Consider the following 24,785-nt stretch of genomic DNA (forward strand, 5'->3'; position numbering starts at 1 on the left):
CCTAAGATTTTTTTATCTTTTGCTCATCTGTCGCAAGTCTTTTTTCTTCTTTTTCTACAAATTTTTGATGTTCAGACTGTGCGTAGTGATCTTTTTTTCGGCTATAGATGCTTTTGATACCTTCTGCTTTTCCGTAAATAGTGACCTTATCGTGAGGTAACATTTTAAAGTTACCAGACGGTGATCCAAAATAGCCTACGCCCTCACACTCTACACCTAGAATAGTGATTCCTTCCTCACGTAAGTCTAACTCTTGTAATGTGCGATGACACATCCAGCCATCATCATCTACCTGGGCTTCTATAATTTTATAGTTGTCTTTGAGGTGTAATACAGCAGCATAATCATTAATCTCAAGATCTGTATATTTTTTAAGCATCTTATTTATGATACGTGATAGCCCCCTGTCTACCCAAGCGCTCCTTATACCTAACCATAAGAGTATCATACCAGCAACTATAATGAGAAAACCATAAAGTCTAGAAGCGTTAGACTCAGGTAATACAAATGTAAGAATGAGTGAAGACATTGCCGTTACAATACCCGCGTTACCTATGAGCATAAGATTATAGATGATCTTACGTCTCACAGGGTGATTCATAATATTCTCTGTTTCTTGAGTACTTAAACCAGCACCTGTGTAAGCAGATCTTGCTTGAAATTTTGCACTCTCGCTAGATAGACCTGTATGTACAAGTGCGATAGTTGCTATTCTGGTAATGAGTACCGAGAGTGTGACAATAAGAAAAAGGGATACTGCTGCAATCATAGTAATATATTAGTATGTACAAAAATAGCTTTTATAGAGAAGCTTATTTATGAGTATTAATGCCTTGAGTAATACTTATCCTCCTAGTGTGTTGAGGTAAAAAGCAAGTACTAATCCTATTGCTGTTGCTAGGCCTGTCCAGTATTTATCTTCTTTAAAAGCCTTTGGAAAAACTTCAATTGCTAGTGAAGCCACGACCGCTCCTCCAGCAAAACAGCGTATAAGGTCTAATGTGTCATTAGACACTTTGTCAAAGAAAAAATAGCCCACAAGTGCTGCTATAGATAACACAATTGCTGTGGCTGTCCATAACCAGATAATAGATTTTGAAGATCTACCATCGGCTTTCATTTCTTTTGCTCCACCTGCAGCCTCGGGTAGATTAGATAGTACAATAGAGCCAGATAGCGCTGCTACTGTGAGTGGGTCTGCACTTATAAGTGCAACCCCCAGTGCTAAGTTTTCTGGTAACCCGTCTAGGGTAATCGCAGCAAGTAAGCCTGAGCCACCGCTACTGGTACTCCATTTTTCTTTCACATAAAAATCGAGAATGGTAAATACAATAGCACCGGTAAAAACAGCTATAAGTGGTGTGATTATAGGTTCATTTTCTAAAGCTGGCTGTATAAGCTCAAGTACTGCAGATACCATAAGCGCTCCTCCTGCGAGTGCAACTAGAAAGCCTTCAGTTTTATTAGAAAGACTACCATATACTCCCCATAGTGCGCCTGCGATAAGAGCAAAAGAAACAACGCAGATTACAATGATTGTAGTTAACATAATGTTCTAATATTATTGTTGAGTTCTTTTAAAATAATCTATGACGTGTAAACTTGTAAAACCGTGTATGAGTATACTAAATAGAATAACGTAGCTCACAATGCCAAAAAGCTCATCATAATCGGTAAAATTACCTTTCATAAGAGCATAGCTTAAGTAAAAGAAACTACCTATGCCTCGTATTCCAAAAAAGCTTATTGCCCATTTTTTTGGCCCAGAAAAATCTGTTGTGAGCATTGCGAGATACCCAAAAATAGGTCTCAAAATAAGTACAAATGCTAAACTTGCTATCACTCCCCAGATATCTGTATAAGAAAGAATACCAGAAACAACGGCACCACCAAAAAATATTGTCCATAAGGCAACTAGTAGCTTTTCTGTCTCCTCAGCAAAGTGAAGCATCGTGGTGTTTATATTATCATCTGAGTTTTTACCACAATGAAACTGCATAAATACCCCAGTGGCAAATACACTTAAGAATCCATAGGTGTTTAGTACCTCTGCAATACCGTACGAGAAAAAGGTGAGAGCGACCGCAATAAAACCATCTAAAATATAACGACGGTTTTCTTTGCTATGATATTGTACAACCCAGCTGTATATATAGCCTATAAGAGCCCCAATGAGGACACCACCTATAATTTTAAAAAAGAAATAGTACCCAGTAAAATGTAGCCAGTCTATTTCTGAAAAACTAGCCGCATTACTCCACAAAATCGCTAAAAAAACAAATGGAAAAGCAAACCCATCATTAATACCAGCCTCTGCAGTGAGTGTATATCTTAAGCCTGTATTGCGCTCTTTAAAACTTTGTCGCTCTTCTAATTGTAGTTCACTTGCTAGAACAGGATCTGTAGGGGCTAGTACTGCGGCAAGTAGTAGGGATACTGGTCCGTTGAGGTCTAGTAGGTAGTACGCAATAAGAAACACAGCAATCATAAAGAGAGGCATTGTTATGGCGATAAGGGATAATGGTTTTTTCCAGTCACTCCATTTATAACTTGTGCCTATTTTGAGCCCGGCGGTCATTAAACTTATGATAACGATTACCTCACTTACTATTTTTCCAAATTCTAGTTCCCACAGTGGGTCTGGCCAGGGCAGTGGGGCACCCAGATAGTATAAACACACCCCTAGTAATAGTAAAGGAATGATGTATGTTATTTTGAGTTTTTTTGAATATACAGGTATAAAGGCCATTAGGGAGATGGCAAAACCGGTATAGGCAAGAGCAGGAAAGTATGACGATATTTCTATAACTGCCATCACTATTCGACTATTGTTTCAATGGTGCGGCTTAGTTGTTTTTGAGGCTCTAATTTTGTGTATGTGCTCTTTTTTGTGATATCTAGAGATTCATTTTCTGCATCAGGAAGACCTAGCCAAGGTTCAATACACACATAGTCTGCTCCAGGTTGTGCCCAAAGTGCAAGATTTGGGTAACCAGTAAATCGTACAATTATACCCTTGGTTTTTGACTTTTCGCGTAAGCGTACCCAATTATAATCTATATCAGAAAAAATGAGTGCATCCTTATTAAACAATGATTTAGACAGTGAGAGTAGAGCCCCATCTGTATTTATATCGCGTGTCACTGAGGTGAGTAGCCCAGTATTATCTAGTGTAAGTGATGATAGGTTTTGTGCCTCTGGAAACTCTATAACATAGTCAGAAAGTGCTTTTGTAGCCGTTACGGGACAGGCGTAAGCAGTGTGACCACCACAAGTAAAATACATAGGCTCGCTATCTAGATTTACTACGTCGTAAGTCATAAGTAAGCGATTATTTTCTAAGGTATAAGTAATAGTAAAAGAAAACTTAAATGGATACAAGTGGTGAGTTGCCTCACTATGCGTAAGTGTATAAGAGCAAGAGGATGCACTAAGTTGTTTAAACTCAAAAGCATCATTATCTCTAGCGATACCGTGCTTAGGCATAGGGTATTCTTTGTCTTTGTAAATGATGGTACCTTCTTTTATTGTGCCTATAGCGGGAAATAAAGGTGGCGAACTGCTTCTCCAAACTTCTGGATTGATTTGCCAGATGTATTCTTGTCCAGTTTTATTATTTGTGAGTGATCGTATCTCAGCACCTTTTGTAAGGATGGAGCAGGTGAGGTGCTCGTTTGTAATAGTATGCAGCATATATAGGGTTGTTGTGGTCTGTACTTAAAGGTAGTATAATTTATGGCAAGTTGCATACCCTGTTTGTGATAACTACGCTTTCGCGAAAATGGTCTTCTCTTATAACCATCTCATAATTAAAGTACTCAATGTGCTTTGTTGCAAGTTCTTATTACAATATCAAGAGTGAAAATAAAAAAAGGCTACTTGAGGGTAAGTAGCCTTTTGGGTCAATATGATTACGCTTAGTACGTCTAACAAATCAATACTCAATCACATTGAAAAAAGGGGGATTAATGCTTTATAGAGTCTCTTCTGGTCTAATTCAAATAAAAACTGAAAAGTTTATTACTTAGAGCGTCTATGTTCTTTTTTCCTTACAAAAAACTTTATGCTGAAAGTAGGTGTCTGTTCTTTGCAATGACAAATGTAGGTATCTACTTGATTTTTAAGGGAAAATCCAGCTGTGCACCGAGGGATTAGATAAAGCGTTGTTTGTAATAGATAAACTACACAAGATATTGCGATTTATAAGTAGCTATGCATATTGAAGACCTTAGTTGGTAAAAGTAGATTAATTACAATATGATAAATGTACTAGAAGCAACCGTAAGTTATCTAGAGTAGACACTACATTGCTTAAGTATTAAACAAAAAAAAGGTACCCAGCGACGGATACCTTTTGCAAATAAATTGGTTTAAATACCCCTAATAATCTAAACCGTGGCAAGAATACTAGATTTTCTGTTAGGTATTTTACGGATTTCCTTTTTTTGGAGTAAAAAAGTCAATTTTTTTTAGATTATTTTTTGGGACACTATATAAACAGTAATATAATAGTGAGTATAAATCCACCTATAGCAAAGAGCATCCCTTTTTTAAAAATAGGCATTTTAGGCGTGTACATCCAGAATGCAGAGATTACAAAAAAGAGTAAAGAAGCTCCAAAGAAAATATTTAAGAAGTATACGGGGCTGTTAGTCGTTGCTTTATGGAGGTGTTCCATCTTATCAAGTATATAAGGAAGTTCCATCTTGCGAGTGGTTACAATACCGGTTTCTTGATTATATGATCCTCCTTTAAAATAGAAAACAGCTCCCTCAGTCTTAGTCACTTTTGGGTTTCTGCGCAATTTTGAACTCAACTCGCTTGAGTTAAGTTTAGGCTCCATTTGCTTTTCGGTAATCACTTCGTGTTTTAAAAAATCTGTATTTCTATACACCATTACAATACCACTTATGGCATAAACGGCCATAATACCGGCTAGAAAGAACCCTAGGTATCTATGTATTGAACGTACTTTTAATGAAAATGGGGTTTTGCGTTTTGCCATAAGTGCTATAAGTTTTTGGTAAATTTAAGTTTAACAAAGAATAAGAGATTATTTTATTTCTAAAGAATTCCAGATTAGGTTTATTAGCTTTTCACCAATTGAATTTTTAGTGTCATTCATTCTCATAGCCATAATTAATAGACCAGAATCTTTTCTGCCTACACTCGCGATTTCATATATATTAACTTCATCATTATATGTGAGATAGGCCTGTATGACATTTAAATCTTCTCCCGAAATTAATTTATGTTTATACTCACGGCGTTCCATTTCAAATCCATAGTTTATACTTTCTTTAGTAACCTCACCTAACATAAGTTCCTTCAAATTTTCTGGATTTATAGTAGAATATTTTTGAATTAAAATCCATCACCTTCAGGAGTCATAAGCATTAATTGTTCTATACCTTGTTCAATTTTAGTTTTACCAACTTTATAATCTTTAAAAAAATTGAAACTAAACATTTCATCATTGTAGGTTAAAGTATCCTTCTGTTTAAGAAGAATGTTTTTCACACCATCTTTGGTTTGATATTGGAATTCTTTGTCAAGAGAAATTTCAAATGACTCTCCATTGATCTCTATAGTATAGTCTTCCTGAGAATGTGCTTTGGTAAAAAATAGAATTAAAAGTGAAAGAGTAATTTTTAAAGAAGTTCTCATAATAGTTTTGATTGATGATTTTGAATTAAGAAGCCGAAAGTACTCAAAATATTTAATCCTCGTAATAAAGTGTGCATATTCGAAAAACTTGCTTTTGAGCTGAATTTTAAAAGCAAAAGTGCGAAGTTGATTTTGAGAGGTTAAATTGTAGGAATTTTTTTAAACGAGATTTACCAACTTCGAGAGAATTTTCGCGAAAGCGGTCTCTTAACTACTATATTTTAAGTATTTGCATTAATAGTATAGTCTAAAGTCTAGGAACTTAGTTTGACTCTTTTTTCTATTTTTAATTTCTGAGTAAGTCTTGTAGAAATCATCTAACTTAAAGTGGAGTATTTTTTCAAAAGTCTTTGCAATTTCCTTTATCTCAATATTTCCATTATTAATTGCTGATCTAGAATGAAGAGCATATATTAATTCAGTCAAATCTGTTTTAGAACACGTCCAGTTTAGAGGAGAAGTGAATTCTCGAGGCGTAGGAATCCCTTTGTACATTGACTTTAATTGATGGTGACGTTTATGTATATAACTTATTAGTCTGTTGTAAGATGTGTATTGTGCTAAAACTAAATCTTTATATGTATTAAAAGAATCGTCTCTGTAATAATTTTCGCAGCAAATCTCTTTACTATTGCAAAAGCTATCTCTCGTAAAATATAATTCGTCAAGGATTGTTTCTTCAGCTTTTATGTACTCAATAAAATCTTTGTTCTTAAAGAAAAATCTATTTGCAAGTCGTAGTGATTCTTGTATGTAATTTTTCTGAAACTTTATACCAGTACGAGGAAACTGATTTTCAAAATCTAAAACAGAAGAATAATATATCAAGTTAGTGTAGGCTTCCCCATTTTAGGACACCTTAAAATTCGATAAATAATTATTATTTAGGTTAGGTTTGATGAAGAATTTAAATTCTTCATCAAACCTTGGCATATATTCTTTAGGAGATACGTTCCCCAAAGATTTATGAGGATGATTGAAATTGTAATCTTCTCTCCAGTTATCACTTATTTTTTGAAGCTGGTATATGTCATTAAAGTAATAAGCATCTAACACATCTTCTCTAAAGAACCGATTGAACCTTTCTATGTATCCGTTTTGCATTGGTTTGCCTGGTTGTGTGTATTTAATCTCAACAAAGTTCTTTTTACACCAATTCATAAACGTCTTTGATATAAATTCTGGACCGTTATCACATCTAATGTATTTAGGTGTGCCGAGTTCTTCTTTTAGGTTATTTAATGTCTCAACGACAGCTCTGGCTGGATAAGAAAGCCCTGCATCTATGGCTAAAGCTTCTCGATTACAGTCATCAATAACATTAAACACACGTAATTTCCTACCATCAGTGAGTGCATCGCTCATAAAATCCATACTCCAGCATTCATTAAGTACAGAAGGTGTTTCTAAAGATTGTTTTACACGTTTTACTAAACGCTTTTTGTGTTTACGCCTAAGACTAAGCTTCATATCACGATAAACTCGTAATACACGCTTTCTATTCCATTTTAGACCTTCACGACGGATCTTGTAATAATATTCATCAAAACCACGAGTCGGATAGGATTCTGCTAGTTTAGTAAGTTTGTCAATTACTTCACTATCATCCTTTTTGCTCTAGTAGTACCACATCGACCTGGTCAGACCAGCTACTTTACACGCTCTAGCGATCGACACTAGATATTCCTTGATGAGATATTTTGCTCGAACTATTTTGTCGGAAGGTCTTAGAACTTTTTTGACAGTATATCTTTGAGCATCTTATTATCTAAGCTTACATCAGCATACATCTGTTTGAGTTTAAGGTTTTCTGCTTCTAGATCCTTTAGACGTTTGAGCTCCTGCTTTTCCATACCTCCATATTTCTTACGCCAATAGTAAAATGTACTCTTGTCAATTCCTAGTTCTCTGGATATATCGCTTACAGATCTTCCTTGTTCATTTTCCTTAAGAAGATTCATATCATCGCTTATTTTACGATCAACAATTTTAGCATAATGCTGAGTAGTACGAAGTGATTTATGTCCAAGCATCTTACTAACCGATTCAAGAGGAACCCCCGTTTGTAAGTGTAACAGTGGTTGCAAAGGTATGTCGAGCCAAATGTGTTGTCAATATTTTATTTATTCCGCAAGATATAGCTATCTCTTTTAGAAAGAGGTTAGATTTTTGATTACTTAAAACAGGGATTAATTTACCGGTATTTTTGACTGAAGGGTGACCTGCATAGCGCTCAATAATTTCAGCAGCAATTGGTAATAGGGGAATGCTACTTTTAGTGTTGGTTTTTATGCGATTAATACAAACCCATTTGGAACCATCAATTCCTATACTGACATCATTTTTAGTTAATTTTTCTACATCTGAATACGCAAGTCCAGTATAGCAAGAAAAAATAAACATATCACGAACAAGCTTTAAACGATCAAAATGAAGCTCTTTTTCCCATAAGAGGTCTATTTTTTCTTCCGTTAGAAAGTCTCTCTTTACTTCCAGAAATTTTACCTTATAGTTATAAAATGGATCTCGTGTCATCCACTCATTTGTCAAGGCTAGTCTAATAATTTTCTTGAAATTATTAATGTATTTAAGAGTAGAGTTATGATTACAATTCCTTACTGTTTTCAGAAATACTTCAAACTTTTTTATAAAATCATAATTTATGTCTTGCAGTGGAAAGTCGTCCTCTTTATATATTTCATTTATAAACTGCTTTGTGTGCTCATAGCTTGTCCAGTATCTTTTTACCGTACTCTTGGACATACTTATCCCTATTAGTTTATCGGCCTCCTGGTTATGCTCTCTAAATACATCTAGTAAAAGTCTAGCTTTTTCACCTTTGCCATTTAAGATATTCAATATCTTTTTAGAAGTAACAAGCTCGTTACGATCCATAAGTTCTTGATGAATCTTACGGACATTATAGGTTAGTTTATCTATGTGACTATTGATTTCAGCGCTTTCCTTGTGGTTTCCAATGGCTCTGCCTTTTCGCTGATTCCATTTGTTGGGATCGATGGTTCTACTTATACCCATACTTGCACGCTTACCATCAATAGTAATTCGCATATATATGAATGATTTTGTGTTTTTTTAGATCTTGATTTCCGTCCTAAAAAAGTAAACTGTACGAATTAGACATAATTCTATTCTTTTGTTTACTTCAAGATACTATGAGCTACCAAAAAAACCTAATTATTTAACAATGTTAAATTTTGGTATTCAGTAAGTTGAGTGTGATTCGGATACCGCAAGTTAAAATCATTTAAGGCTACCGATTAGGGGACTTTTTAGATAAATTTAAGTGATATCAAATGATGTCAGATTAAATTAAAATCCCTGTAAATCAATATTTTACAGGGATTTTGATGAGATTTAATACTCAAAAAGTGGGCTCCGAGCGAAAGAGTTCGAACTTTTTGAATGAGGATATTGATTTAATTGTTTCAAAATCAATTAGTATCGAGATGTGAGATTTTCAGTATCTAAAAGCTCCAGACATTAGTTCCATCTCTGATTTCTTAATTCCTATGTTTTTTGCAATAGTTTTCCAGTTTTTGACCGCAAGTAAAACTTCTTGAATGATGGTGTTCATTTCGTTTTCGTTTAAGCGAAAATAAGAACCTACACTTTTTGCCAGTCCAAAGTCCAATGCATTATCATCCATGTCTATATTAAGGGATAAGCCATTCTTTTCAATAGAAGGATTTAAATCGTATGCTGGCGACAGAATCCAGCCTTCATCTTTCAAAATAAAACCATGATTGCGCAAATGATCATCTGTATTTGATATAGCGATATTGAAAACGATACGTCGCCATAGTTGGTGAAGGTTTCTTTCTATATGTACACCATAATTTTCGATAACTTCCACTATTTCTAAATAACTAGGAGTTCTTCCTTTATTACTATCTTCACTGTTACCAGTCATAGTCATGGCAGATGCAAAATGAATCCTTTTTCTATTTTCTCTGTCAAACCTGCGTGTTATAAATGTATGGTAAGTTCCGCTGATTTTTTGAATCTTAGATTCTGCCATATTTATACCAGCATTTAAAGCTAATTTATAGGCTAGGTATTCCCATGCAGCTTTATCAATGGTATCTGTTTTAGATGGAAACTTTGCAATCCATAAGTTTTTATCGTTGTCTAACACATTAGCCTTAGGTCTTGCACCACCTAATGAAGAACCAGGTGCGATAAGAACAGCAATCCATTTTCTAATGGTTTCATTATGGTCGTCATTTTCTAATTGGTAAACAGCTTCTTGTAAATCACCTAAAGAAGACCATGGTGGTGTAGGGCTGTGCTCATCATTATCAAGAAAAGGGCCATTTAAATCTGTTTTAAAACGTAAAGCACCCATTCTACTCTGATCATAAACACCCAGTAGATAATCTATTTCATAAAGTGTTTTGGCTTTTTCACTTTTAGCTCTTGCATTTTGTGCTGCTCTGCGTTTCATCAAGGTTTTTCCCCAAGTGTCTGGCATACTATCCAGAAAAACACCAAAATTCTCTTTATTTGTTGGATATTGTGCGCCAGAAAAAAAATCAAGATCTGGATCGAGTAGGTGCTGTGATTTACTTTTAAGCCACTTGCGATCATATTCAAAACTGAACGCTTTTTTACCTTTGGCAAAATGAGCCGATAAAGTTCCAACTATAGTAGGAGTATCTAGTCCTAACCAGTCTGCATAAACGTATATGTTAAATTTACCCTTTCCCATAGTATCTATAATAAATCAAGATCCTGTAGTTTTCTACCAAATTCATCATCATTAGCTAATTTTAAAAAATCATTTTGAAGATTAAGGACTCTAAAAACATTAAAATATAAACCTATTGAAACGGCAGGATCGCCTTTTTCTATGCGATAAAGTGTGGCTCTGTGAATCCCAGCACGTTCTGCTACTTGTTGTGTAGTTAGTTTTCTACGTTTCCTGGCAAGTTTAATGTTCTCACCTATTTGCTCAAAAATCTTCTGATATTTAGGAAGAAGTATTGTTTTCTTAGAGTTCATTATGTCGCTTATTTACAACAAATATAATATAAATGTATTAAATAAGCATCATTTAGTTAAAAATCCAAAAACCTTGAGTTTTTAATTGTGTAATCATAAAAAGTTCGAACCACTAACTCTATGAATGACAACACTTTGATGAATTTTGAAGAAAAGTAAAAACCTCTTTAAATAATTGATTTAAAGAGGTTTAGTTTGAGTTGTGGAGTCGGAGGGATTCGAACCCTCGTCCAAACAAGCAATGTTACTGCTTTCTACGTGTGTAGTCTCTGTTTAGATTTTCGTGAGATTGCCGGTCAGTGACTACCAACGCACCCCTTATCTTCAATTAAATTTCTCTCTCGCATCAAAGTCCTACAAGAGATAGGTTTACTTTTACGAAGTCACTATATCGATTGCCGTAAACCAAGGCTCTCGAGTGACTTCCTGCTTGTCTACCTTGTAGACCGAGGCGTAATCTTACTATAATTCAGATTATGCAGCTAGGGCGTAGTTATTCTCGCCGTTTAAAAAAGTTGAAATATGAGATTTACGAGCTATTTTCCAGCGCTCGACACGCTTACAATACCATTGATCTCGCTGTCAAAACCAGTCGACCCCAGTAGTATCACTCTCACAGATACTCCTTAACTCATAAGCTGTAAACATTATAAGTTCTCTTGTACGCTTTCGCGAAAGCGGAATAACAAATATAGCACTAAACCTTATATTTGCTCTTAATAAAATGCAAAAGCTATACCAACAATATAGCCTGCCAAAACTTCACACACATTATGAAATTTGCCATCATCACAGAACGTAAGAATCCGCCAGACAGAAGAGTTGTTTTCTCACCAGAAAAACTAGCCGAAGCACGAGAGCAGTTTGAAGATGCAAGTTTTGTAGTAGAAGAGTCAGACATACGAGTTTTTCCAGATATGGCATATACCATAAACGGTTTTGATGTACAAGAGGACGTAACAGATGCAGATGTAATGATAGGTGTAAAAGAAGTACCCCTCGATGCTTTGATACCAGATAAAAAGTATTTCTTTTTTAGTCATACTATAAAAAAGCAGCCTTATAACCGCAAGTTGCTCAAGGCTATTCTTGATAAAAATATTGAGATGTATGATCACGAGGTAATTACTAGAGAAGACGGAGCACGTCTCATAGGTTTTGGCCGTTATGCAGGTCTCGTAGGCGCATATAATGGTTTTAGACTACTAGGGCAGCGAGATGACTTATTTGAGCTTCCTAAAGTAGAGAGTCTAGCAGATCTTGATGCTGTAAAAGAAGAACTGGATAAAATTAATGTACCGGCAATAAAAATTTGTCTTTCTGGTAGTGGTAAAGTAGCCAGAGGTGCAAAGGAAATACTGGACCATCTTAAAATAAGAGAAGTAACAGACCAAGAGTACTTAAGTCAAGAATTTACAGAGCCAGTATATTGCCTTATAGATGTACTAGAATATAATAAAAGAAAAGATGGCCAGCCAGGCAGTAGAGCAGAGTTTTACAAAGATCCTTCTGGGTATGAGAGCGACTTTATGAAGTATGCAAAGGTTACAGATTATTTTATAGCGGGCCACTTTTATGGAGATGGCGCTCCTTACTTGTTTACGCGAGAAGATGCAAAACACCCAGATTTCAAAATCAACCTAGTTGCAGATATATCTTGTGATATAGATGGGCCAGTTGCAAGTACCATAAGACCATCTACCATTGCTGAGCCTTTTTATGGATACAACCCATATACTGAGAAAGAAGATAACTATGAGAATGAGGGTGTGATAGCTGTTATGGCGGTAGATAATCTTCCTTGTGAGTTGCCTAAGGATGCGAGTGAAGGTTTTGGAGAATTATTTTTGGAACACGTCATTCCAGCATTTTTTAATGATGATAAAAATGGTATACTTGAGCGTGCCCGTATGACGCAAGATGGTAAGCTTACCCCACGCTACGCTTACCTTCAAGATTATGTAGATGGTAGGGAATAATGTTAATAACGTCCTAATTTTCTTACAATATTTAATGTCATTTGGGGCTCTGTTTGTATCTTTGTACGTTCAATCAAAAGAATTACATGAAGGTTTTAATTACAGGTGCCACGGGATTAGTGGGGACAGCCCTAACAGAATTATGTCACAAGAATGGAATTGATGTTAACTATCTAACAACATCAAAAGATAAAATACAATCCAAAAATAATTACAAAGGATTTTACTGGAATACAAAAACAGATGAGATTGATGATGCCTGTTTTGAAGGTGTAGATACTATTTTTCATCTTGCTGGAGCTACGATTGCCCAGCGCTGGTCTGTAGAAAATAGGAAAGCTATCTTTGAAAGCCGGGTTGTAACTACAAGGTTACTTTATAGTACGCTTTCGCGAAAGCATAAAAATGGCGAGACTGTTACCGTAAAGCATTTTATTACTGCAAGTGCTATAGGAGGGTATCCGTCTTCTTTTACAAAATTATATGATGAGTCTTATCCTGAATATGCATCTGGCTTTTTGGGTCAGGTGGTGGAACAATGGGAGACAGCTGCACTGGAATTTCAAAAAATAGATGTTATGACCTCTAGAGTACGCACAGGGGTAATACTTGATAAAGAAGCGGGTGCATTACCTAAGCTTATGAAGCCTATTTCTTATGGAGCAGGTGCGCCGTTAGGTACTGGTAAGCAATGGCAATCGTGGATACATATAGATGATATGGCTGGTATATATTACCACATTTATGAAAACAAATTATCTGGCGTTTATAACGGCGTTGCACCCGCACCAGTAACCAATAAAAAGTTTACAGAAGTGGTGGCAGATGAGTTAGGTAAACCACTTATACTTCCTAAAGTACCTGCGTTTGCTCTTAAGCTTATGCTGGGCGATATGGCTGCGGTGGTTTTAGAAAGCCAGAAGGTAAGTGCCCTTAAAATACAAGAAGACGGTTATAAATTTAAATACAGTGATATAGATAGTGCAGTAGCAGACTTGCTCGCATAAAAAAAGCCACTCGATAGAGTGGCTTTTTAATTATATAGCTTATTGAACTTATGCTTTTGTCGCTTGAAGTTTTACAGTAAGCTGGATATCATCAGAGATAAACTTATCTCCTAAGTTATCAAAGATAGATTTTGATCCATAATTTACTCCCCAGTTTGTACGGTCTATTGTAAATGGCTCACTTGTAAGTGTCATATTTGCTCCATCTACGCTATAAGTTACAGGGAACTCAATGTTCTTCTTTTGATCTCTTATTGTAAGATTACCTTGCATCATTTTCTTTCCTTCTTTTTCTGTAACTCCAGTTACTTCAAAAGCTGCTGTAGGATATTTTGCCACATTAAAGAAGTGATCTTCTTTACCCTCAGCCTGTCCTTTAAGGTGTCCTTCTAAAGATGCTTTACCATCACCTTCTAGATCTGTAACTGTAATACTAGTCATATCTATTAAGAAAGTACCTGTAATTTTGTCTCCAGCTACTTTTACAACACCACTCTCGATGTTTATAGTACCCGTGTGATTTTCTGTTGGCTTGCTACCTACCCAGTCTATAGTAGACGCACTAGTGTCTACAGTAAATTTCATAGCATCTGCTACAGTTGCAACTTCTTTAGCTTCGGTAGCCTCAGTTTCGTTTGTTTTGTCTCCCTTACAAGACACAGTTCCTGCTATTAGAGCAATTACTGCAAGAGTATTTAAAATTTGTTTTTTCATTTTGATATATATTTAGTGAACTGCAAAATTAACATTTATTCATAGTCGTCTTCTTAATAATTTCATAAATACATCATATTAATGTAAATAAGTTTTTGGTAAAGTTGGAAGTGAGCATTTTTAAAGAGGGAAGGTGGATTGACTCAGACTGTTTTTATAGTACTAAAAAAGCAATGACATTTTGACATTTTACAGCAATTGGCAGTACTTTTGCCGTTTCAGTAAAAAATTGATTTAAGACCACTATGGCAACAGAAGATAAAAAACAAGATACTACCGTAGACGAGGCTGCTCAAGAGCAGCTTGTAAACGAGGCAGAGCAGGCAAATGAGACTAAAGAAGCCGAAGATGCGGCTCCTAAAGATGAGCGTACTGAGCTAGAAGTTGCTCAAGATGATCTTGCTGCCGAGAAAGATAAGTTTTTACGCCTATTTGCAGAGTTTGAAAATTATAAGCGACGCACTACAAAAGAACGTATAGAATTATATAAAACTGCAGGTCAAGAGGTAATACAAGCATTATTACCTGTGGTAGATGATTTTGATAGAGCGCTTAATGAGTTTAAAGGTGATAAGGATGACGTACACGTAAAAGGTATGACACTTATAAGTAATAAATTCAAGGAGACCCTTAAGTCTAAAGGTCTTGAAGAAATGGAAGTAAAGGCTGGAGATGCTTTTGATGCAGATCAGCACGAGGCTATCACTCAAATTCCTGCACCTAGCAAGAAGCTAAAGGGTAAAATTGTAGATGTGATTGAAAAGGGGTATAAACTAGGTGACAAGATCATCCGGTTTCCTAAAGTAGTTACAGGGCAATAATATAAATAGTATAAGGAAAAGTGTAGGTGAGCATCTACCATCCTTAATGATTTAAGAGTACTCAGTCTTACTGAGTTTTTATTATGAAAGAAGATTTTTACGACATATTAGGTATCTCAAAAGGAGCTACTGCAGCAGAGATTAAGAAGGCATACCGTAAGAAGGCAGTACAGTATCACCCTGATAAAAACCCAGGTGATGAAACTGCAGAGGCAAACTTTAAGAAGGCAGCAGAGGCTTATGAGGTATTAAGTGATGAGCAAAAACGTGCTCGCTATGATCAATATGGTCATCAAGCCTTTGAAGGCGGCGGCGGCTTCGGCGGTGGCGGGATGAATATGGATGATATCTTTAGCCAGTTTGGAGATATCTTTGGCGGTGCTTTTGGCGGTGGCGGAGGTGGTTTCTCTGGTTTTGGAGGAGGCTTTGGCGGCGGTCAGCGCCGTGTGAAAGGAAGTAACCTTCGTATACGAGTGAAGCTTACGCTAGAAGAAATAGCAAACGGCGTAGAGAAAAAAATCAAGGTAAAGCGTAAGAAGCAAGCAGCTGGCGTATCATATAAAACTTGTACAACTTGTAATGGTGCTGGGCAAGTAACAAAAATCCAGAATACTATCTTAGGTCGTATGCAAACTAGTGCACCTTGTACTACTTGTGGTGGATCAGGACAAATGATAGACAAGCGTCCTTCTGGAGCAGATGCTCAAGGGCTTACTGTAGAGGAAGAAACTGTAAGTATCAAAATACCAGCAGGAGTTGTAGATGGAATGCAACTTAAAGTGACGGGTAAAGGTAACGAGGCGCCAGGTAATGGAATCGCTGGAGACTTACTAGTAGCTATAGAAGAAAAAGATCACGACTTTTTACAGAGAGAAGGAGATAATTTACACTACGACCTTTATATAAGTATAAGTGAGGCCGTACTTGGTACATCAAAAGAGATAGATACTGTAACTGGTAAAGTGCGTATCAAAATAGAAGAGGGTGTACAGAGTGGTAAGATATTACGTTTACGAGGTAAAGGTATCCCATCTATAAATGGATATGGTAAAGGAGATCTACTTGTACACGTAAATGTGTGGACGCCTAAAACTCTTAATAAAGAACAAAAGCAGTTTTTTGAAAAAATGGCTACCGATGATAACTTCTCACCAAATCCAGAAACAGGCGATAAGTCATTCTTTGAGAAGGTAAAAGATATGTTCTCTTAACAGCCGTTTTCAAATTTTATGAAACCAAATTAATTGGGTTCATAAAAAAAAGTTATATTTGAATAACGTTAAACAATGTTTGACGTTATTTTTCTTTTTCATAGCAATTTTTTTTCCCATCCTGAGCTTACGCCTAGGGTGGGTTTTGCTTTTAAGACGTTTTGTAATTAGGTAATTACACATAGGTGAGCGTTGTTTAATTATTCTCACATCTGCGGGTTTATAATTTTCCTAAAATATACACAACACGCATACGTCACTCAGGTCATATCCCTATCTTAGCTTGATTAACGTCTTTATATGAATTCACTACTTGTAGCAGATACGGTTTCAAAAAAGTTTGGAGACTTTACTGCACTTAACGATGTGTCTATTACCGTACCAGAGGGGAGTATTTTTGGACTTTTAGGTCCTAATGGAGCTGGTAAAACGACACTTATACGCATCATAAACCAGATTACAATGCCAGATACTGGTAGTGTGACCTTAGGAGGAGAACCTTTACAACAACATCATATACGTGATATAGGCTATATGCCAGAAGAGCGTGGTTTGTATAAATCTATGAAGGTAGGAGAGCAAGTACTCTATCTCGCACAGCTTAAGGGGATGTCTAAGGCCGAAGCAAAAACAAGAGCAAAGCACTGGTTTGAAAAACTTGAGATAGGTGACTGGTGGGGTAAAAAAATACAAGAACTTTCTAAGGGACAAGCTCAAAAAATACAGTTTGTGGTTACGGTAATGCACCAGCCTAAATTGCTCATTTTTGATGAACCTTTCAGTGGTTTTGACCCTATAAATGCAAACCTTATTAAAGACGAGATTTTGCAACTTAGAGATGAGGGTGCAACAGTCATCTTTAGTACACACCGTATGGAGTCTGTAGAGGAGCTATGTGATCATATTGCACTCATAAATAAGTCTAACAAGATTTTGGATGGTGAGATAAACACCATAAAGAGAGCATATCAAAACAATACGTTTGATATAGGGGTACAAGTGGTAGATGAGACCGCTTTCGCGAAAGCGCAACAACAACTAGCCTCTTCTTTTAAAATTACTCCTGCACAGTTCAAAAGCTTAGGTAATGAACATAAATTGCGAGTTGAAATGGGTGATAATGGCACGCCAAATGAGCTACTAAGCACCTTACAAACGTATGGAGAAGTAACACACTTTGTAGAAGTGATACCGAGTGTAAACGATATTTTTATTCAAACCGTTAGTCAGAACAAATGAGCATCCTTTCTTTAATAATAAAGCGAGAATATATCGCACGAGTAAGAAATAAGTCATTCTTGATAATGACTTTTCTCAGTCCGCTTATTTTGGTAGGTATGATATTGCTTATCTCTTATTTAACACAGCTCAATAGTGAAGATAAACGCACAATTGTAGTGGTTGATGAGTCTGGACAATTTGAAACTGTATTTTTTAATACAGATAAGACAAGCTATGTACACCTAAGTGATCAAGGGCTTGATGCTGGTAAGGAAGTTGCAAAAGATGATGTTTATTATGGCCTCATTCATATCTCAAAAAACCCAGAAACGGCTACAAATCCGGTTACGTTTTATGGTAATGAAACGCCCTCATATGACTTTATAGGAGATATAGAAAAGCGCATCGAAAAGAGAATTACAGATCAAAACTTAGTTGCACAAGGTATAAACCTCACGGCACTAGAGACTGCAAAAAGCACGATAGATATTAATATAGAAAACTTCTCTGGTGAGTCTAGCTCAAAGATGAGTAACTGGGTGAAAGCAGGTTTTGGGGGTGCTGCGGGGTATCTTCTTATGATGTTTATTATTATATATGGTAATATGGTAATGCGTTCTGTGATTGAGGAAAAGACTAATAGAATTATAGAGGTAATTATCTCTTCTGTAAAGCCCTTCCAGCTTATGCTAGGTAAAATACTAGGTACAACACTGGCGGGCATCACGCAGTTTGCTATATGGGTTCTAGTAGGTGGGGTGTTACTGGTGGTTCTTACAGCAGTTTTTGGGGTAGATCCATCTGCTGCAACCTCAGTAAATCCTGCAGCATCACAAGCTCAAGAGATAGCTCAAGACCCTAATATGATGATAGAGTTATTACAAGAGATTCAAAAATTACCTTTGCTACAGCTAGTGGGTGGTTTCTTTATTTACTTTATAGGCGGGTACTTTTTATACAGTTCTATTTATGCGGCTATAGGCGCAGCGGTAGATAATGAGACAGATACACAGCAGTTTATGTTGCCTATTATTATGCCACTTATGCTGGCTATATATGTAGGCTTTTTTGCAGTAATAGATAATCCTCACGGTACGGTAGCAACAGTATTTTCTATTATACCGCTTACATCACCTATTGTGATGTTAATGCGCATACCCTTTGAAGTGCCACTATGGCAAATTATATTATCCATAACATTACTTATAGCCACCTTTATTTTTACAGTGTGGTTTGGATCAAAAATATACCGAGTAGGGATCCTTATGTATGGAAAAAAACCTACTTATAAAGATTTAATAAAATGGTTAAAATACTAGCGATACTTCTCTATCTACAAGAAGAAACGGTAGATAAGGTAAAGGACATTATAGAGCAAGATATCTGGGGCACAATAAAAGAGTGGCTTAGTTTTGAACTTATAAGTCTAGGTAAAGAACCTAATCATATAGGCTTTACCGTAGGGCATCTCATTGTTCTTATCATTGCATTTATACTCACAAGTATTGTGCTTAAGTGGGTGCGTGTTTTAATGACACGTAGAATGGAAGGTGACGACAAGCTCAAGTTTGTGAGTGTTTTTAAATTTATAAAATACATCGCTTATATAGTAGTAGTGCTTGCAACGATGAGTGCTTCTGGTATTGATATAACGGTGTTGCTTACAGCCTCTGCAGCTTTATTTGTAGGTCTTGGTCTTGCTTTACAAGAAGTCTTTCAAGATGTAATAGGGGGGATTTTGATAATGGTTGATAAATCAATTTCGGCAGGTGATATTATTGAGATGGATGGTCGTGTAGGTAGAGTATTTGAAATAAAACTGCGCACCACTAGAGCTCTTACTAGAGATGATAAAGTGATTATAATACCTAATCACAAGTTTATTACAGACACCGTATATAACTATACCCAAAATCATAAAACTACTAGAGAAAACGTAAAAGTAGGTGTCGCATACGGTAGCGACACCAGAGCGGTAGAAAAGATATTACTGGAGTGTGCAACAGAGCACCCGGATATTTTAAAACATCCTAAACCTTTTGTGCTTTTTGAAAATTTTGGAGATAGTTCGCTAGATTTTGGACTCTATTTCTGTGTGAGGGACAGCTTTGTAGATCCTAGAATAAAAAGTGCTTTACGATATGCGATAGATGACCGCTTTCGCGAAAGCGGAATTACCATCCCATTCCCGCAGCGCGATTTACATCTTTTTAATACTGATAGACCAGTGTTTGTACCAAGAGAGAAACCTGAGGAGAATAATTCACTTGCCAAAAATGATACTATAAATGAGTAAAACTGCCAGATTTATTATTGCTTTACTATTGTTTACAGGGACAGTGAGCGCACAGTTGACAGATTTGGCACGAGTAGAGTATACCTATTTCCCACAGAGTGATTCAGATAATTCTTTTAGGAGGTTTAGATCATTCATAAACGTACCTGTAAAACTTAAAGAAGATGTTTACTTAGTACCAGGTTTTGAGTACCGAAATGTAAATTTAAAATTTGAAGATGTTACTCCTTTTAGTCGTAAGGACTTAGACAGATTTCAATCTTTTAGTTTTTCGCTAGGCTATACACAAAAGCTGAATGACAAGTGGCGTTTAGGTGCAAAGATAGGTTCAAGAATTACTTCAAACTTTACTACAGAAACCTTTTCTAGCAGTGATGTAGTACACACTGGGGCAGTATATTTTATTAATGATAAAACTAAAGATGGTCTTGATAAACCGTGGAGACTTATTATAGGTGGGAGATATGATACAGAGTCGGGTAGACCGTTTCCATTACCTTTTGTAAATTACTATCGTGAGTTTCACCCAGACTGGTCGTTTACCTTAGGGGTGCCTAAGTCTAATATAAAACGCTATTTTGGTAAAAACAGAGAGCACATCATTCAGAGTTTTTTAAGTCTGGATGGTTTTTATGCAAACATTCAAGATAATGTAGAAGTAAATATACCAGAAGGGGAGTTTGAAACAGCAGAGAGTATCTCTATGACGGTAGCTCTTTTTGGATTAGGGTATGAATATTGCTTTACAAAACACCTAGTGTTTTATTTTTATGCTGGACACACCGTTATAAACGACATACGACTACGTGATGTAGATCGTAATGACGTTTTTACAATAAATGATAAGAACACTTTTTATGGTCGTTCTGGAATAAAATTTAAATTATAATAATGGCAAAGATTTTAATTATAGAAGATGAGGCTGCGATAAGACGCGTTCTTACTAAGATATTATCTGAAGAGAGTAAGGACTATCAGGTAGAAGAAGCTGGAGATGGCCTAGAGGGTATAAATAAAATTCGAGAAGAAGATTATGACCTTGTACTTTGTGATATTAAAATGCCAAAAATGGATGGTGTTGAGGTACTAGAGGCCGCTCGTAAACTCAAGCCAGAAGTGCCTATGGTAATGATCTCTGGTCACGGTGATCTTGATACGGCTGTAAACACAATGCGCCTGGGCGCTTTTGATTATATATCAAAACCACCAGACCTTAATAGATTACTTAACACCGTGCGCAACGCACTAGACCGCAAAACGCTCGTGGTAGAAAATATAAAGCTCAAAAAGAAAGTGAGCAAGAAGTACGAGATGGTAGGTGAGAGTGAAGAAATAGGGCAGATCAAAGCGATGATTGAGAAGGTGGCTCCTACAGATGCCCGCGTGCTCATTACGGGACCTAATGGAACAGGTAAAGAACTTGTGGCGCACTGGCTACACGAAAAAAGTGAGCGTTCTAAAGGACCACTTGTAGAGGTAAACTGTGCCGCAATACCTTCAGAGCTTATAGAAAGTGAACTTTTTGGCCACGTAAAAGGAGCTTTTACAAGTGCAAATAAGGATCGCGCAGGTAAATTTGAAGCAGCAAATGGAGGTACCATATTTCTTGATGAGATAGGCGATATGAGCCTATCTGCACAAGCCAAAGTACTAAGAGCACTACAAGAAAGTAGAGTGCAGCGAGTAGGTAGTGATAAAGACATTAAAGTAGACGTGCGCGTAGTAGCAGCGACTAATAAAAACCTAAAGCAAGAAATTGCAGATGGAAACTTTAGAGAAGATTTATATCACAGGCTTGCGGTTATACTCATTAAAGTACCTGCACTTAATGACCGTCGTAACGATATTCCTATTCTTATAGCACATTTTGCAAAGAAGATCTCGCAAGAGCAAGGCACAGCGCTTAAAACATTTTCAAGCAAAGCCATAGACCTTTTAAAAGCTTATGACTGGACGGGTAATATACGAGAATTACGCAACGTGGTTGAGCGTCTTATTATCTTAAGTGGGGCAGAGGTTACAGAGGGAGATGTAAAACTATTTGCAAGTAAATAACAGATGGTATGAGTGATATGGATTACAACACATTTAAGGTAACAGCGCCCGTAAAGCTTTCAGATAAGAGCACGACGCTTTTTCAAGATCAAGAAGAAAAAGAACTAGAGAAAAAACTCAAAAAAGTACGCAAGAAGCTCGGTAAACTTCAAGACACAATGTACGCACACGATAAGTATGCGGTACTCGTATGTTTGCAGGGTATGGATACCTCTGGTAAAGATAGTCTCATACGCGAGGTATTTAAAGACTTTAATGCCCGCGGTGTTGAGGTGCAAAGTTTTAAAGTGCCTACAGACCTTGAGCTAGGTCACGATTATCTATGGCGCCACTATATCGCACTACCCCAGAGAGGAAAATTTGCCGTACACAACCGTACACATTATGAAAATGTGCTAGTTACTCGCGTACACCCGCAATACATTCTGGGCGAAAACCTTCCAGGTATAAACACCGTAGAAGATGTAAATCAAGCCTTCTGGGATAAGCGTTTTGAACAGATCAAAAACTTTGAAAAGCATCTTGTAGAAAACGGTACACTCATCTATAAATTCTTTTTGCATCTATCAAAAGATGAACAAAAAAATAGACTACTACGCCGCCTTGAGAAAAAGGAAAAAAATTGGAAATTTTCTGCCGGTGACCTTAAAGAGCGCAAGCTATGGGACACCTATCAAACCTATTATGAAGACGCCATAAACCGCACCTCTACAGATAAAGCACCTTGGTATGTAATTCCAGCAGATAATAAGTCAGCAGCTCGTCTAGCGGTAGCAAGTATATTGCTAGAGACACTCTCACAATATAAAGATATACAAGAGCCAGAGCTAGATGATAAAACAAAGGCAAATCTTTCAGCATACAAAGAACAGTTAGAAAATGAATAAAGTACTCAAAAACATCTTTACCGTTGCCGTAGTGGTAGGGACTTCCGCTTTCGCGAAAGCGCAAAACGACTCAATCACAGTTCGTAAGATCTACACAGAAGCATTAACAAAAGGGCAGAGCTACCAGTGGCTCGATTACTTGTCTAACGATATAGGCTCTCGACTAAGCGGAAGTCTAGGTGCCGAAAGAGCCGTAACCTGGACAAAAGCCGAGCTTGAAAAAGCAGGTCTTGATAAAGTCTGGTTACAACCCGTAATGGTACCTAAGTGGGTACGTGGCGAGGCAGAAAGAGCACATATAGAAGGAGAAAATGCACGCATAACCTCTGTGCCTATTTGTGCACTAGGAGGATCTGTGGCAACTAAGTCTGTAGGACTTAGAGCAAACGTAGTAGAGGTAATGGGTATAGAGGAGCTCAAAGCGCTAGGAGAAGAAAATGTAAAGGGCAAAATAGTCTTTTATAATCGCCCTATGAATGATGAGCTTATACGCACCTTTCAAGCGTATGGTGGTTGTGTAGACCAGCGATATGCAGGCGCTATGGAGGCTGCAAAGCTAGGTGCAGTGGGAGTGATAGTAAGGTCTGTTACGCACAGTATAGATGATTACCCACATACGGGGTCTATGTCTTATGGAGATTTACCTATTTCAAAACGTATACCTGCAGCTGCCATAAGTACAAAAGGGGCAAACCTGTTAAGTACATCTTTAAAGCTCAATCCAGAGTTAAAATTCTTTTACAAGATGTCTTGTAAAAATATGGGAGAAGTTGAGTCGTACAATGTAATAGGTGAGATAACAGGGAGTGAGTTTCCTAATAAATATATGGTTGTAGGAGGTCATCTAGACTCTTGGGATCTAGGAGATGGCTCTCACGATGATGGCGCAGGAGTTGTGCAGAGTATGGAAGTGTTACGACTTATGAAGGCAGTAGGTTATAAACCTAAGCATAGCATACGTGTGGTATTATTTATGAATGAAGAAAACGGTTTGCGTGGAGGTAGAAAATATGCAGAAGAAGCTAAGGCAAAAGGTGAGCAACACATCTTTGCCCTAGAGAGTGACTCAGGTGGGTTTACACCTAGAGGCTTCTCCTTTGATACAGATGATCGTAACTATAATGAAGTACTAAGCTGGAAATCACTTTTTGAGCCTTACCTCATACACGACTTTACAAGAGGAGGTAGTGGTGCAGATATTGGTCCGCTTAAAGCTACAAATGATGGGATTGTACTAGCTGGTTTACGACCAGACTCGCAACGTTATTTTGACCATCACCACGCGGCAATTGATACTTTTGATGCGGTAAATAAACGAGAACTAGAACTAGGTGCAGCAACTATGACAAGTCTAGTGTACTTAATGGATAATTATATTCAAAAGCCTGCCAAATTAATACAGGCACCCATAAAGCAATAAGGGTTTTAGATAATGCCTTTTTCTTGATAAATGGCAATACCTTTATCTATCATATCACTAATGGATGCTTCTAGCGAGGCGTCCATTTTTTTTATATGAAAACAACTCTTGCCCTTAAGACATTTTTTAAGTGCAGGGTCTAGGTCTGTAAAAGCCGCAACATCTGTATAAATGGGGAAGAAGTAAAGTCTGCAGTCTTTGGGTTTGGGTATCACACTTGCAAAGTAATGACCATCAACTTTTTGTTTGCCTTGCATTGTCGGTATAGTTCCCGCCGCCTCAAGACCCGCGCTGTCGTCTTTTCTTAGTTGTAGCTTGTCTTCGTGTGCTTTAATAAGTGTTCTTAAAGCTAGGTCTATTTCTATAGGGTTAGTGAGCATAGGTATTATGTACTATGTGATTAATGCTTTAAGATAAGAATTTGCTATTAAACTACTCGGTCTTTGTTTATGGATGAAGTATTTTTGCGCTTTCGCGAAAGCGTA

The 24,785-nt window shown here is 36.9% G+C and carries 26 protein-coding genes and 1 other RNA gene; 11 read left to right on the forward strand and 16 right to left on the reverse strand.

All coding sequences use genetic code 11. The features are described 5' to 3' along the window. Position 1: 1 nt before the first annotated feature. From I597_RS07270 to ssrA, 14 genes are all read right to left on the reverse strand, one after another. Positions 2 to 769, reverse strand: coding sequence for a TrkA C-terminal domain-containing protein (locus I597_RS07270; protein ID WP_035327942.1), 768 nt, complete (start codon positions 767 to 769; stop codon positions 2 to 4). 75 nt (positions 770 to 844) lie between these two features. Beyond that, positions 845 to 1,549 (reverse strand): ZIP family metal transporter, encoded by a 705-nt coding sequence (locus tag I597_RS07275; protein WP_035327945.1) that lies wholly within the window; start codon positions 1,547 to 1,549, stop codon positions 845 to 847. 12 nt (positions 1,550 to 1,561) lie between these two features. Further along, entirely contained in the window at positions 1,562 to 2,815 is a 1,254-nt protein-coding gene (locus tag I597_RS07280) for a cation:proton antiporter (protein ID WP_052111956.1), read from the reverse strand. Between the two features lie 2 nt (positions 2,816 to 2,817). Next, positions 2,818 to 3,693, reverse strand: coding sequence for an aldose 1-epimerase family protein (locus I597_RS07285; protein WP_052111959.1), 876 nt, complete (start codon positions 3,691 to 3,693; stop codon positions 2,818 to 2,820). Between the two features lie 796 nt (positions 3,694 to 4,489). After that, on the reverse strand, positions 4,490 to 5,005 hold the full coding sequence (locus tag I597_RS07290; protein ID WP_035327946.1) for a PepSY domain-containing protein: 516 nt from the start codon (positions 5,003 to 5,005) through the stop codon (positions 4,490 to 4,492). A gap of 48 nt (positions 5,006 to 5,053) precedes the next feature. After that, entirely contained in the window at positions 5,054 to 5,332 is a 279-nt protein-coding gene (locus I597_RS07295) for a hypothetical protein (protein WP_152594980.1), read from the reverse strand. Between the two features lie 32 nt (positions 5,333 to 5,364). Further along, entirely contained in the window at positions 5,365 to 5,667 is a 303-nt protein-coding gene (locus I597_RS07300; RefSeq protein WP_035327951.1) for a hypothetical protein, read from the reverse strand. A gap of 234 nt (positions 5,668 to 5,901) precedes the next feature. Further along, the gene (locus I597_RS15145) at positions 5,902 to 6,495 is read right to left on the reverse strand and encodes an RteC domain-containing protein (protein WP_052111961.1); all 594 of its coding nucleotides are present in this window, start codon (positions 6,493 to 6,495) and stop codon (positions 5,902 to 5,904) included. A 21-nt stretch (positions 6,496 to 6,516) separates the two neighbouring features. Next, entirely contained in the window at positions 6,517 to 7,260 is a 744-nt protein-coding gene (locus I597_RS07310; RefSeq protein WP_152594981.1) for an IS3 family transposase, read from the reverse strand. Positions 7,261 to 7,394: 134 nt separating this feature from the next. After that, positions 7,395 to 7,628: a transposase gene (locus I597_RS14990; RefSeq protein ID WP_035329075.1), complete on the reverse strand. Its 234-nt coding sequence runs from the start codon at positions 7,626 to 7,628 to the stop codon at positions 7,395 to 7,397. 85 nt (positions 7,629 to 7,713) lie between these two features. After that, on the reverse strand, positions 7,714 to 8,736 hold the full coding sequence (locus tag I597_RS07320; RefSeq protein ID WP_063613080.1) for a site-specific integrase: 1,023 nt from the start codon (positions 8,734 to 8,736) through the stop codon (positions 7,714 to 7,716). Positions 8,737 to 9,145: 409 nt separating this feature from the next. Next, a complete protein-coding gene (locus tag I597_RS07325) occupies positions 9,146 to 10,396 on the reverse strand; it encodes a type II toxin-antitoxin system HipA family toxin (protein WP_035327953.1) in 1,251 nt (416 codons plus the stop codon). 5 nt (positions 10,397 to 10,401) lie between these two features. Beyond that, positions 10,402 to 10,689 (reverse strand): helix-turn-helix transcriptional regulator, encoded by a 288-nt coding sequence (locus tag I597_RS07330; RefSeq protein ID WP_035327955.1) that lies wholly within the window; start codon positions 10,687 to 10,689, stop codon positions 10,402 to 10,404. A gap of 200 nt (positions 10,690 to 10,889) precedes the next feature. Next, positions 10,890 to 11,289: a transfer-messenger RNA gene (gene ssrA / locus I597_RS07335) on the reverse strand. Between the two features lie 173 nt (positions 11,290 to 11,462). Here ssrA and I597_RS07340 point away from each other — a divergent pair. Beyond that, positions 11,463 to 12,668 carry an NAD(P)-dependent oxidoreductase gene (locus I597_RS07340; protein ID WP_035327957.1) on the forward strand — a complete coding sequence of 402 codons (1,206 nt, stop codon included), beginning with the start codon at positions 11,463 to 11,465 and terminating at the stop codon, positions 12,666 to 12,668. Positions 12,669 to 12,754: 86 nt separating this feature from the next. Next, on the forward strand, positions 12,755 to 13,675 hold the full coding sequence (locus tag I597_RS07345) for a TIGR01777 family oxidoreductase (RefSeq protein WP_035327959.1): 921 nt from the start codon (positions 12,755 to 12,757) through the stop codon (positions 13,673 to 13,675). 48 nt (positions 13,676 to 13,723) lie between these two features. Here I597_RS07345 and I597_RS07350 read toward each other — a convergent pair whose 3' ends face one another. Beyond that, positions 13,724 to 14,389: a YceI family protein gene (locus I597_RS07350; RefSeq protein WP_035327961.1), complete on the reverse strand. Its 666-nt coding sequence runs from the start codon at positions 14,387 to 14,389 to the stop codon at positions 13,724 to 13,726. A gap of 245 nt (positions 14,390 to 14,634) precedes the next feature. On the opposite strand from I597_RS07350, the gene I597_RS07355 reads away from it, so the two are divergent. The 9 genes from I597_RS07355 to I597_RS07395 all read left to right on the forward strand — a co-directional run bounded on the left by I597_RS07355 (position 14,635) and on the right by I597_RS07395 (position 24,300). Then, the gene (locus I597_RS07355) at positions 14,635 to 15,210 is read left to right on the forward strand and encodes a nucleotide exchange factor GrpE (protein WP_035327963.1); all 576 of its coding nucleotides are present in this window, start codon (positions 14,635 to 14,637) and stop codon (positions 15,208 to 15,210) included. Between the two features lie 83 nt (positions 15,211 to 15,293). Further along, complete coding sequence (dnaJ, locus tag I597_RS07360) at positions 15,294 to 16,421, forward strand: molecular chaperone DnaJ (RefSeq protein WP_035327965.1); 1,128 nt, start codon at positions 15,294 to 15,296, stop codon at positions 16,419 to 16,421. Positions 16,422 to 16,721: 300 nt separating this feature from the next. Then, positions 16,722 to 17,660 carry an ABC transporter ATP-binding protein gene (locus I597_RS07365; RefSeq protein ID WP_035327966.1) on the forward strand — a complete coding sequence of 313 codons (939 nt, stop codon included), beginning with the start codon at positions 16,722 to 16,724 and terminating at the stop codon, positions 17,658 to 17,660. Continuing rightward, positions 17,657 to 18,961, forward strand: a complete 1,305-nt coding sequence (locus I597_RS07370; protein WP_035327967.1) for an ABC transporter permease — start codon at positions 17,657 to 17,659, stop codon at positions 18,959 to 18,961. Before I597_RS07365 ends, I597_RS07370 begins: the two co-directional genes overlap by 4 nt. Further along, entirely contained in the window at positions 18,946 to 19,938 is a 993-nt protein-coding gene (locus I597_RS07375) for a mechanosensitive ion channel family protein (RefSeq protein ID WP_035327969.1), read from the forward strand. Before I597_RS07370 ends, I597_RS07375 begins: the two co-directional genes overlap by 16 nt. Beyond that, positions 19,931 to 20,827, forward strand: coding sequence for a DUF6268 family outer membrane beta-barrel protein (locus I597_RS07380; RefSeq protein WP_035327971.1), 897 nt, complete (start codon positions 19,931 to 19,933; stop codon positions 20,825 to 20,827). Before I597_RS07375 ends, I597_RS07380 begins: the two co-directional genes overlap by 8 nt. A 2-nt stretch (positions 20,828 to 20,829) precedes the next feature. Continuing rightward, positions 20,830 to 21,993, forward strand: a complete 1,164-nt coding sequence (locus I597_RS07385) for a sigma-54-dependent transcriptional regulator (protein ID WP_035327973.1) — start codon at positions 20,830 to 20,832, stop codon at positions 21,991 to 21,993. Between the two features lie 8 nt (positions 21,994 to 22,001). After that, positions 22,002 to 22,880 (forward strand): PPK2 family polyphosphate kinase, encoded by an 879-nt coding sequence (locus tag I597_RS07390; protein WP_035327975.1) that lies wholly within the window; start codon positions 22,002 to 22,004, stop codon positions 22,878 to 22,880. Next, the gene (locus I597_RS07395) at positions 22,873 to 24,300 is read left to right on the forward strand and encodes a M20/M25/M40 family metallo-hydrolase (RefSeq protein ID WP_035327977.1); all 1,428 of its coding nucleotides are present in this window, start codon (positions 22,873 to 22,875) and stop codon (positions 24,298 to 24,300) included. Before I597_RS07390 ends, I597_RS07395 begins: the two co-directional genes overlap by 8 nt. 5 nt (positions 24,301 to 24,305) lie before the next feature. Here I597_RS07395 and I597_RS07400 read toward each other — a convergent pair whose 3' ends face one another. Continuing rightward, positions 24,306 to 24,680 (reverse strand): hypothetical protein, encoded by a 375-nt coding sequence (locus I597_RS07400; RefSeq protein WP_035327979.1) that lies wholly within the window; start codon positions 24,678 to 24,680, stop codon positions 24,306 to 24,308. Positions 24,681 to 24,785 lie beyond the last annotated feature (105 nt).

The organism is Dokdonia donghaensis DSW-1 (assembly GCF_001653755.1).
Taxonomy (GTDB): domain Bacteria; phylum Bacteroidota; class Bacteroidia; order Flavobacteriales; family Flavobacteriaceae; genus Dokdonia; species Dokdonia donghaensis.

Coding starts and splice junctions, on each gene's coding strand:
- I597_RS07320 (WP_063613080.1), bottom strand. CDS start 8,736: ATGCGAATTACTATTGATGGTAAGCGTGCAAGTATGGGTATAAGTAGA.
- I597_RS07370 (WP_035327967.1), top strand. CDS start 17,657: ATGAGCATCCTTTCTTTAATAATAAAGCGAGAATATATCGCACGAGTA.
- I597_RS07400 (WP_035327979.1), bottom strand. CDS start 24,680: ATGCTCACTAACCCTATAGAAATAGACCTAGCTTTAAGAACACTTATT.
- I597_RS07300 (WP_035327951.1), bottom strand. CDS start 5,667: ATGAGAACTTCTTTAAAAATTACTCTTTCACTTTTAATTCTATTTTTT.
- I597_RS07280 (WP_052111956.1), bottom strand. CDS start 2,815: ATGGCAGTTATAGAAATATCGTCATACTTTCCTGCTCTTGCCTATACC.
- dnaJ (WP_035327965.1), top strand. CDS start 15,294: ATGAAAGAAGATTTTTACGACATATTAGGTATCTCAAAAGGAGCTACT.
- I597_RS07395 (WP_035327977.1), top strand. CDS start 22,873: ATGAATAAAGTACTCAAAAACATCTTTACCGTTGCCGTAGTGGTAGGG.
- I597_RS07330 (WP_035327955.1), bottom strand. CDS start 10,689: ATGAACTCTAAGAAAACAATACTTCTTCCTAAATATCAGAAGATTTTT.
- I597_RS07345 (WP_035327959.1), top strand. CDS start 12,755: ATGAAGGTTTTAATTACAGGTGCCACGGGATTAGTGGGGACAGCCCTA.
- I597_RS07365 (WP_035327966.1), top strand. CDS start 16,722: ATGAATTCACTACTTGTAGCAGATACGGTTTCAAAAAAGTTTGGAGAC.
- I597_RS07350 (WP_035327961.1), bottom strand. CDS start 14,389: ATGAAAAAACAAATTTTAAATACTCTTGCAGTAATTGCTCTAATAGCA.
- I597_RS07385 (WP_035327973.1), top strand. CDS start 20,830: ATGGCAAAGATTTTAATTATAGAAGATGAGGCTGCGATAAGACGCGTT.
- I597_RS07375 (WP_035327969.1), top strand. CDS start 18,946: ATGGTTAAAATACTAGCGATACTTCTCTATCTACAAGAAGAAACGGTA.
- I597_RS07355 (WP_035327963.1), top strand. CDS start 14,635: ATGGCAACAGAAGATAAAAAACAAGATACTACCGTAGACGAGGCTGCT.
- I597_RS07275 (WP_035327945.1), bottom strand. CDS start 1,549: ATGTTAACTACAATCATTGTAATCTGCGTTGTTTCTTTTGCTCTTATC.
- I597_RS07290 (WP_035327946.1), bottom strand. CDS start 5,005: ATGGCAAAACGCAAAACCCCATTTTCATTAAAAGTACGTTCAATACAT.
- I597_RS14990 (WP_035329075.1), bottom strand. CDS start 7,628: ATGAATCTTCTTAAGGAAAATGAACAAGGAAGATCTGTAAGCGATATA.
- I597_RS07285 (WP_052111959.1), bottom strand. CDS start 3,693: ATGCTGCATACTATTACAAACGAGCACCTCACCTGCTCCATCCTTACA.
- I597_RS07270 (WP_035327942.1), bottom strand. CDS start 769: ATGATTGCAGCAGTATCCCTTTTTCTTATTGTCACACTCTCGGTACTC.
- I597_RS07380 (WP_035327971.1), top strand. CDS start 19,931: ATGAGTAAAACTGCCAGATTTATTATTGCTTTACTATTGTTTACAGGG.
- I597_RS07390 (WP_035327975.1), top strand. CDS start 22,002: ATGAGTGATATGGATTACAACACATTTAAGGTAACAGCGCCCGTAAAG.
- I597_RS07325 (WP_035327953.1), bottom strand. CDS start 10,396: ATGGGAAAGGGTAAATTTAACATATACGTTTATGCAGACTGGTTAGGA.
- I597_RS07340 (WP_035327957.1), top strand. CDS start 11,463: ATGAAATTTGCCATCATCACAGAACGTAAGAATCCGCCAGACAGAAGA.